This window comes from Pseudomonadota bacterium (genome assembly GCA_010028905.1).
In the GTDB taxonomy this organism is placed as follows: Bacteria; Vulcanimicrobiota; Xenobia; order RGZZ01; family RGZZ01; genus RGZZ01.
Genome location: RGZZ01000652.1, coordinates 1 through 2,293, shown reverse-complemented (window position 1 = coordinate 2,293; position 2,293 = coordinate 1). Strand labels below are relative to the sequence as shown.

Sequence of the window (2,293 nt, the reverse complement as noted above, 5' to 3'; positions counted from 1 at the left end):
GGACTGGAAGGAGTTCCAGTGGTCGGGTCTGAGCGAGGAAGCGTGGGGCATGGGCTCTGGCTTTTCGATGAAGGTGGGTGCGTCGTGGATGCGAGTGGACACGGCGGGCGCCGCTTTCTGCGCGGTTCGGTTCCAGTCCTGCGGGGTTTTGCGTGGTATGCTGGTTTGGTGTGGCGCCCTCGTTGGTGCAGCTCCGCAGCGCTGTCCCCCACGGTGGCGTGGTGGACCTGGGGTTGTCCCCCACGGTGGCGTGGTGGACCTGGGGTTGTCCCCCACGGTGGCGTGGTGGACCTGGGGTTGTCCCCCACGGTGGCGTGGTGGACCTGGGCGTGTAAGGGGCGCTCAGCAGGCTGTCCGCTCACGCGACGGCAGTGCGCGAAGGTGGCTTCAGGTGCCTTGCCGGCGGCGTGGTCCTACGGAGTTCGCGCGTGATTCTATGGGTGGCGACCCCGGAGCTCTTGTCAGGGTTTCGTTTGTCTTGAGGACGAACCGGGGGAGAGCTGGGCGGCGACGTGACGGGCGCACAGGTTGTCGGGTGTGGTGTGTGTGGCAGTCGTGTGTTGTTGTGCAATCTTCCGCGCGGAAAAAGGTGGCCTCAGTCCTCTGAGACGTCGCAGAGCAGCGCCGCACGTCAATGTGACACCCCTGGCTGTCACGCGACACCTACAGCTCGAACATCGTGCTTCACTGGGATCGCGGAGTACGCAACGGCCTTCGACCTGACTGGATCCTCTGGTTCGCCTCGCCCCCCCGCCCTCGTCCCCGTCCTCGAAAGAAACCTCCGATTGACGAGGGTAGCGGGGTCGCCTCCCAAGTGACAATGTACGAGCTCCGCAGGACCTGCGTATCGCGCGGGGACCTGTAGCCACCACGGCTGCTGCCCCACAGCAAGACACGCGTTGTCCCCCACGGTGGCGTGGTGGACACGCGTTGTCCCCCACGGTGTGGTGGTGGACACGCGTTGTCCCCCACGGTGGCGTGGTGGACACGCGTTGTCCCCCACGGTGACGTGGTGGACCTCGGGTCGTGTGGGATCATTTGTGGAGCTCTACAGGAGTTGAGCCCGTGCTCCAGCTCAGCGGCAAAGAAGTCGTGTTCATTTTCTTGTTACAACTCGTTCTCACAACGTTCACCGCTGTGAAACATTTTGTCAAACTGAGTCCGATAGTCTCTAGTCATGCGGAAAGCGATTACCAAAATACGTGAATGTCGTCATCAGCTCGGGCTCACGCAGCACGATGTTGCGGTTCGGCTCGGCGTCACTCGAAAGCTCTTCTCACGGTGGGAGCGTGGAGAACTTGTTGTATCTGAGCGCTACAGGGAAGAACTGGCGCGAATCCTGCAGTGCGATCGCCAATCACTCGAGGATCCCGCGGAGAGTCGCTCACGTCTTCACAAGTCGGTCGTGAGCCTCTGGCAGCGACCGTCGACGCGAGCGAACTATCCCAGGGGAGCCACCGTTCAAGATGTGCTCAGATTGGGGAGCTTTGCGACGAAGGTTGTTCACGCTGCACGCGAGCAGCTCACACCCGAGGAATTTCGTGTTCTTTCGGACGAGTTTCCGCGAGACACGGCCCACGAGCTGCTGCTCTTGTTCATGCTCATCGCATCGGGCGCCCGATTGATGTGGACGTCTCCCGCTCTGCATCAGTGCCCGCTTCTTGTCTTGGATGACTTTCTTCCCGATTACGGCGCCAATCAGATGCAGTGGGCGCTGACCTGGGAGCGCGATGAAGCACGATACGTCCTGTTCAGTCAGGTCAGGTTGAAGGCGCCGTATGTGAAAGCGCGAGCTCGAGTCGACTTCCTCATTATGGAGAAGAAGCCAGGAAAGCGTGGTCAGTGGGTGTTTGCGGAGCTGGATGGTGACCCGCACAAGAGTCAGTCGTCTCAGGACGAAGAGCGCGCCGAAGGGCTTCTGATTCCAGAGCTTCGCTACGACAACGATAAACTGTTCACCGAACACTGGATGCTGCGGTTCTTTCGCGATTTGGAACGAGCAGGGGGGGAGGGCGCGCGAAGAGAGTTCCAGCGTCGTCGGGAAGCTCGCGAGCGCCGCGCTCAACGGTTCAAGCAGATCGAGGAACATCGACGCGCTGCTTGACTCGCGGTCTTGGGCGTGTCCCCCACGGTGGCGTGGTGGACCTATGCGTGTCCCCCACGCTATCGTGGTGGACACGAGGTTGTCCCCCACGGTGGCGTGGTGGACATCGTGCCTCGCAGGCTTCGTGTCGGGGGCATACTGGCGTGTCCCCCACGGTGGCGTGATGGACCTATGCGTGTCCCCCACGCT

At 61.8% G+C, this 2,293-nt stretch carries 1 protein-coding gene; it reads left to right on the top strand.

All coding sequences use genetic code 11. From position 1 onward, the window contains the following. Positions 1–1,177: 1,177 nt before the first annotated feature. On the top strand, positions 1,178–2,104 hold the full coding sequence (locus EB084_23980) for an XRE family transcriptional regulator (protein ID NDD31322.1): 927 nt from the start codon (positions 1,178–1,180) through the stop codon (positions 2,102–2,104). Positions 2,105–2,293 lie beyond the last annotated feature (189 nt).